Genomic DNA, 6147 nt, shown 5'->3' on the forward strand with positions numbered 1-6147 from the left:
CCCATGTCAGACGATCCACGGTGCTGCGGCACCGGCACTTGCATCATCAACGCCGAAGGCCTGTGCTGGTGCGGCCAGCGTTGGGATGGCGAGAAGATGTGCTTCATGCCCGAGCCTGCGGCGCAGCCAGACCCCCTGGCCAAGAGCGACACCACCCCGCAGTCACCTCGCGCCGGGCAGGACTGAGCGCATGAGTGGCCTGCGCCCGCGCCCCGGCCACTGTGCGCTGTTTCCCCTCACTTTGTTCTGCGCAGGGCCACGGCTGTGAGCCAGGGCACGCCGACGGCTGAAACCCCAACCGCCATGCACTGGCGCGACCCGTTCCGGGTGCGGAGTTTTCGCTTCCAGTGGCCTGCCGATCTGGCCACATCCTGGGCTTTTGAGATGGAGACCATCGTGCTGGGCTGGTTCATCCTGGTCGAGTCGGGCTCGGTGATGATGCTGGTGGTGTTTGGCTCGTTGCAATACTTGGGCTCTTTGGTTTCTCCCATGTTTGGCGTGGTGGGCGATCGGCTGGGTTACCGCCGCATGCTGTATTTGTCGCGTGCCCTGTATGCGGCGCTGGCCGCCACCTTCATGCTGCTGGCCTGGTCGCAGGCCCTCACCCCCATGATCGTGCTGTTCATGGCCGCTTTAGCGGGACTGGTGCGGCCGTCGGACATGATGATGCGCAACGCCTTGATTGCGCAGACTTTGCCGCCCCGGCATTTGCTGGGCACACTGGGCATTTCGCGCATCACCTCGGATTCGGCCCGCATTGCGGGTGCATTGGCCGGTGCGGGTGTGGTCGCCTGGCTGGGCATGACTTGGGCTTACGCGCTGATCACAGCGCTTTACACCCTCAGTTTTGTGCTGTCGCGCGGCGTCTCGGATGGACCTGCACAAACAGCCGTCAAAGATGCCCCGCGTCTGTCGCCCGTGCGCGACTTGCAGCTGGCCTTTGGCTATGTGTGGACCCGCCCGGTGCTGATGGCCGCCATGGCCTTGGCGTTTTTGGCCAACCTGCTGGCCTTTCCCTTCTCTTTGGGCTTGCTGCCCTATGTGGCCAAAAACATTTACCTGACCGATCAGACGGGGCTCGGCTGGCTGGGCGCCAGCTTTGCCTTTGGCGGTTTGGTGGGCTCGGTGGTGCTCAGTTCGCACCGCTTTGCGTTTCGCGCCGCGCAAACCATGGTGCTGGCCGGGGCGGTTTGGTTTGCGGTGGATGTGCTGTTCGCCTTCAGCACGCATCTGGGCGTGGGCATGGCCTTGCTGTGTTTGGCCGGCCTGGCACAAAGCCTGAGCATGACGCCCTTGGCGGCCGTGATGCTGCGCGCCACCGAGCCTGCTTACCGGGGCCGGGTGATGGGCATGCGCATGTTGGCCATTTGGGGTTTGCCTTTGGGCTTGCTGCTCTCGGGGCCGCTGATTGACCGCTGGGGCTATGCCGCCACAGCCAGCATGTATTCTGCCTTGGGGCTGCTGTTGACCGGTGCCATGGCGGTGTACTGGCGTGCGCACATTTGGGACCGCAAAGCGCCAGCCAATGCACCTTTGTGACGCATGCACGATGAGCCTCTGCTGTGACCAAAGCGACAGCGTCCAATCGGCCGTGGGCGCACAGTGCTGGTACAGAGCCCGATTGACCGCAGTCTGGCCACATAGCCGAAAGTCGAAAACGCAACAACGACCATGACCACCTTGACCTCTTCTGCGGCCACTGTGCCAGAACCACCCGCTGACCACCCCCGCGTGGTGCGGGGCCTGCTCAACATCGCGCACGCCTTGGACCATTTGTTCTTGCTGATTTTTGCGGCGGCGGTCAGCACCATCGCGACCGACATGGGCCTGGCCCAATGGCAAGACCTGATGCCTTACGGCGCAGGGGCGTTTTTCATGTTCGGTCTGGGTTCTTTGCCCGCCGGTCGCTTGGGGGATTTGTGGGGCCGCCGCAGCATGATGCTGATTTTCTTTTTTGGCATTGGCGCAGCGTCTATCCTCACGGCGTTCACCCAAACGCCTTGGCAACTGGCCACAAGCCTCACGCTGATCGGCGTGTTCGCCTCCATCTACCACCCGGTGGGCATTCCCATGCTGCTCGAGCGCTCATCTAACCCCGGTGCCACCATTGGCTTCAATGGCCTGTCGGGCAACCTGGGTGTGGCGGTGGCGGCCTTGCTCACGGGTTTTTTGATCCAGTGGCTGGGCTGGCGTGCGGCCTTTGTGGTGCCGGGCGTGTTGGCCTTGGTCTGCGGCTGGGTGTTTGCCCGCGCTTGTCCACCAGAGCTGTCGGCGCCCGCCAAGCGCAAGGGTGGCGCCAAGGTGAGCCTGCCCGCGCCCATGTTGGCGCGTGTGCTGGTGGTCATGACGGCAGCGGCTGTGACCAGCAGCGTGTTGTTCAACTTCACCACCAACGGCAATGGGCCTTTGATCACCGAGCGCTTCAAAGGTGTGATGGAAGACCCTGCCAGCTTGGGCCTGTTGCTGGCCTTGGTTTACGCCGTGGCCTCGGTGGCCCAGGTGGTGGTGGGGCACCTGATCAACCGTTTCCCGCTCAAACACTTTTTCATGTTCATGGTCTTGGCGCAGATCCCCATGTTGGTGCTGGCTTCGCAGGCGCAGGGCTGGTGGCTGTTTGCGGCGCTGATTGGGGTGATGGTGTTCATCTTCGGGGCGATTCCTTTCACCGACTTCATGATCGCCCGCTATGTGGACGACCGCCTGCGTTCACGCGTCTCGGGCATGCGCCTGGGCGTGTCTTTCGCGGTCAGCTCTTTGTCGGTCTGGGCTTTGGGGCCGGTCGTCAAGGCCATGGGGTTTGGCAACTCGCTCTTGCTGCTGGCGGGGTTTTCGGTGGCCACCACGCTCATTTTGACTTTGCTGCCCGGCGCGTCACACGAGCAGACGTCGCCGGCCTGAGCCTTGCCTTCAGCCAGAGAGTGCCAGACCTCAGCGCACCCAAGCGTTCTGATCAGTCCTGCCCTTCGGTCAGGGTGTCGAGCTGAAACTTGCCGCTTTTGTGCCAAAGCCATACATCGGAGTAGGTGACCTGGCTCATGTGCTGGGGCACGGGGTAGGGGGCTGCGGCGATGACCATGCGTTCGATTTGTTGCATCACTTGCGGCACATGTCGGGGTGCACGCATCCATTGCACCGATTTGACCGAGCCGTGCCGGTCGATGTCTACGTTGAGCACACCCACCGCCTCCAACATGGGGGGCAGGCGGCCTTTGTAAATGCTTTGGCTGTGCCGGGCATAAAGGTGGCTGGCTGCGTCCTTGCGGTAATCCTTGGCGTTGCGTGCGGCCGATTTGGCGGGACTCGGGGCTGCGGCTGTCGCAGCGGGTTGGGCCACGGCATTAGGCTGCGTTGTGGCGGGTGAGGCGGTTGTGGCGGGTATGACAGGTGTGGCGGGTGAGGCGGGTACCTGGCTGGTGGCAGGGTGTGAGGTGGGTTTGGCGGTCGGCGGCGCGCTGCAGCCGCTCAGCCAGCCCAGGCCCACGGCGCTCAGGGCCAGCAAGGTGCGCGACAAAACGGTGCGGTGCGGGGTAGGTTGCGGGTGCGGGTGCGGGTGCGGGTGCTGGGGTGCCTCTGGCATAGATCGGATCCTCTCCTTGGCATACTCGGTGTTCGGTTGTGATTGTGGCATTGACCACAGGCCTTGGCGAGTGGCCGTTTGACAAAGGGGTGTGCGTGTGAATTGGATGATGGTGGCGTTGGATCGTTTGGCCAATGAGGCAGCGGTGCAGGTGAGTGTGCAAGCCACCCAAGGCTCGGTGCCGCGTGGGCCAGGCACCCACATGCTGGTTTTTGCCCGGGGCGAAGAGGGCACGATTGGTGGCGGACACCTGGAGTTTCAGGCCTTGGCGCACGCACGAAGGTTATTGGCCGGGGAGTTGGTGTCTACCCACTTGCGCCAAGTGCTGGGTCCCAGTTTGGGGCAGTGTTGCGGCGGGGTGGTGGAATTGACCATGGAGCTTGTGGACGCGGGCGACGTGGCGCGTTTGCGCACCTTGTTGATGCCGCCGCGCACCCCGCTGGCGCTGTTTGGCGGTGGCCATGTGGGCCGAGCGATTGTGAACGCCCTGGCGCCTTTGCCTTTTGCGGTGCGCTGGATCGACAGCCGCGACGAGATTTTCCCGGCCGATGTGCCCGACGGGGTGGATTGCGAACACTCCAATCCGGTGCAGGCTGCAGTGGCCGATCTGGCGCCGGGCAGCCGGGTGCTGATCATGAGTTTCAGCCATGCCGAAGACTTGGACATCGTGGTGGCTTGTCTCAAGCGCCTGCGCGCTCAGGACGATTTGGCCTTTGTGGGCCTGATCGGCAGCCAAACCAAATGGGCCACCTTCAGGCACCGCTTGGAAGAACGGGGCTTTACGGCCCAAGAGATTACCCGCATCACCTGCCCGATTGGCGTTCCCGGCATCGCGGGCAAGGAGCCCGAGGTCATCGCTGTGGCGGTGGCGGCACAACTCTTGCAAACCCTTTGAAGTTGTGATGCTGGTTTCCCCTAGGCCACCATGCCAGAGGGGGACTGGAATCCTGAATGTAAACTGTATACACTCCGGTGCACTGGTCGCAGCGGCGCAGGTTCCCCCGGGAACATGTTCGCGACCGAATACCCGCTCACAGGGCCCGCGGTGGTGAGCAGGTTGGAGAATCCTTCATGGAATCGTATTTTCTGGAATGGGCCAATTTGTTGCTGCGATGGGTGCATGTCATCACCGCCATCGCCTGGATTGGCTCTTCGTTTTACTTTGTCTTTCTGGACAACAACCTGCAAAAACCCAACTCGCCCGACTTGCTCGAAAAAGGCGTGGGTGGCGCCATGTGGGCGGTGCACGGCGGTGGTTTTTACAACCCGCAAAAGTACATGGTCGCCCCCAAGATCATTCACACCAAGCTGCACTGGTTTTATTGGGAAAGTTATTCCACCTGGCTGAGCGGTTTTGCGTTGTTCACGGTGCTCTACCTTTACAACGCGGGCACTTTTCTGATCGACAAGTCGCTGATGGACTGGACGCCGGTCATGGCCGGATCGGCCGCTGTGGGCATGCTGGTGGCTTTCTGGTTCGTTTACGACATCGTTTGCCGGGTCTTTGGCTTCCGCAAAAACGGTGAGCTGATCGTGGCGGGCTTGATGATTGTGTTCGTGGCGTTTTGCTCTTGGCTGGCCAACGAGCTGTTTGCAGGGCGCGCCGCGTTCTTGCTGGTGGGCGCGATGATCGCGACCGCCATGAGCGCCAACGTGTTCTTCTGGATCATCCCCGGCCAGCGCAAAGTGGTGGCCGCCATGACCAGCGGCGGAGTCTATGATGCCAACGCCCTGGCCATCCACGGCAAGCGCGGCAAGCAACGCAGCGTGCACAACACTTACTTCACGCTGCCCGTCATCTTTGCGATGCTGAGCAACCACTACAGCTTTTTGTACACCCACGAACAGCGCTGGGTGCTGCTGTTTGTGATGATGCTGGCCGGTGCCTTGATCCGCCAGTTCTTTGTGCAGCGCCACGCCTTTCACCTGGGCCGCGCGGCCAACCCCTGGCCCTTTGCGGCGGTAGGCGTGGTGATGATTTTGGGCGTGATCGTGGCATTGCGGCCTGCGCCGCCCAAGGTCTCTGCAGTGCCTGTCCAGCCGGTGAGCTTTGCCCAGGTGCAAAGCCTCGTCAGTCAGCATTGTCTGTCGTGCCACAACGCTCAGGTTCAAATGAAAAACGTTCGCCTGGACAGCCCTGAACAGCTCAAGCAGCACGCGCAAAACGTCTATCAGCAGGTGGCGGTGACCAAGCAAATGCCCATGGGCAATGCCACCGGCCTGACCGAAGAAGAGCGCGCCATGATCGGGCGCTGGTTTGTGGCGGGGGCCAAGCTGGACTGAACCGCTGGGCACTGTCGAGGCAGACAAGAGGGCTGCAAACGACAGTCGCCAGAGTTACTGGGGCTATGGTTGACCCTATTGGTATGACGATCGAATGGGTATATCTTGGATTCAGCAGGTCCCCATGGGTCCGGCTGTTCAAATCACAAGGAGACCCCCATGTTCAATCGCTCACGCCGTACTTTGGTTGCCAGCGCTGTCGCTGGCTTGGCTTGTTTGGCAGCTGCCCTGCCTGCTGCCGCACAAAATTATCCCGTCCGCCCCATCACCATGATCGTGCCTTGGGG

At 61.9% G+C, this 6147-nt stretch carries 6 protein-coding genes; 5 read left to right on the forward strand and 1 reads right to left on the reverse strand.

Annotated features, from left to right (window positions below):
• From ACIQ47_RS13975 to ACIQ47_RS13985, 3 genes are all read left to right on the forward strand, one after another.
• Positions 1-186: hypothetical protein (locus ACIQ47_RS13975; RefSeq protein WP_396438697.1), on the forward strand; the 186-nt coding region annotated here is incomplete at its 5' end.
• A gap of 117 nt (positions 187-303) precedes the next feature.
• The gene (locus ACIQ47_RS13980; protein WP_396438698.1) at positions 304-1539 is read left to right on the forward strand and encodes an MFS transporter; all 1236 of its coding nucleotides are present in this window, start codon (positions 304-306) and stop codon (positions 1537-1539) included.
• Between the two features lie 132 nt (positions 1540-1671).
• Positions 1672-2898, forward strand: coding sequence for an MFS transporter (locus ACIQ47_RS13985; RefSeq protein WP_396438699.1), 1227 nt, complete (start codon positions 1672-1674; stop codon positions 2896-2898).
• Between the two features lie 52 nt (positions 2899-2950).
• Here the strand turns inward: ACIQ47_RS13985 and ACIQ47_RS13990 are convergent, their stop codons facing one another.
• On the reverse strand, positions 2951-3577 hold the full coding sequence (locus ACIQ47_RS13990; protein WP_396438700.1) for a hypothetical protein: 627 nt from the start codon (positions 3575-3577) through the stop codon (positions 2951-2953).
• 106 nt (positions 3578-3683) lie between these two features.
• On the opposite strand from ACIQ47_RS13990, the gene xdhC reads away from it, so the two are divergent.
• Positions 3684-4472 (forward strand): xanthine dehydrogenase accessory protein XdhC, encoded by a 789-nt coding sequence (gene xdhC, locus ACIQ47_RS13995; RefSeq protein ID WP_396438702.1) that lies wholly within the window; start codon positions 3684-3686, stop codon positions 4470-4472.
• Positions 4473-4648: 176 nt separating this feature from the next.
• Positions 4649-5860 carry a urate hydroxylase PuuD gene (locus ACIQ47_RS14000; protein ID WP_396438701.1) on the forward strand — a complete coding sequence of 404 codons (1212 nt, stop codon included), beginning with the start codon at positions 4649-4651 and terminating at the stop codon, positions 5858-5860.
• The last annotated feature ends 287 nt before the right edge of the window (positions 5861-6147 follow it).

This window comes from Limnohabitans sp. (genome assembly GCF_044373035.1).
Lineage (GTDB): Bacteria > Pseudomonadota > Gammaproteobacteria > Burkholderiales > Burkholderiaceae_C > Limnohabitans_A.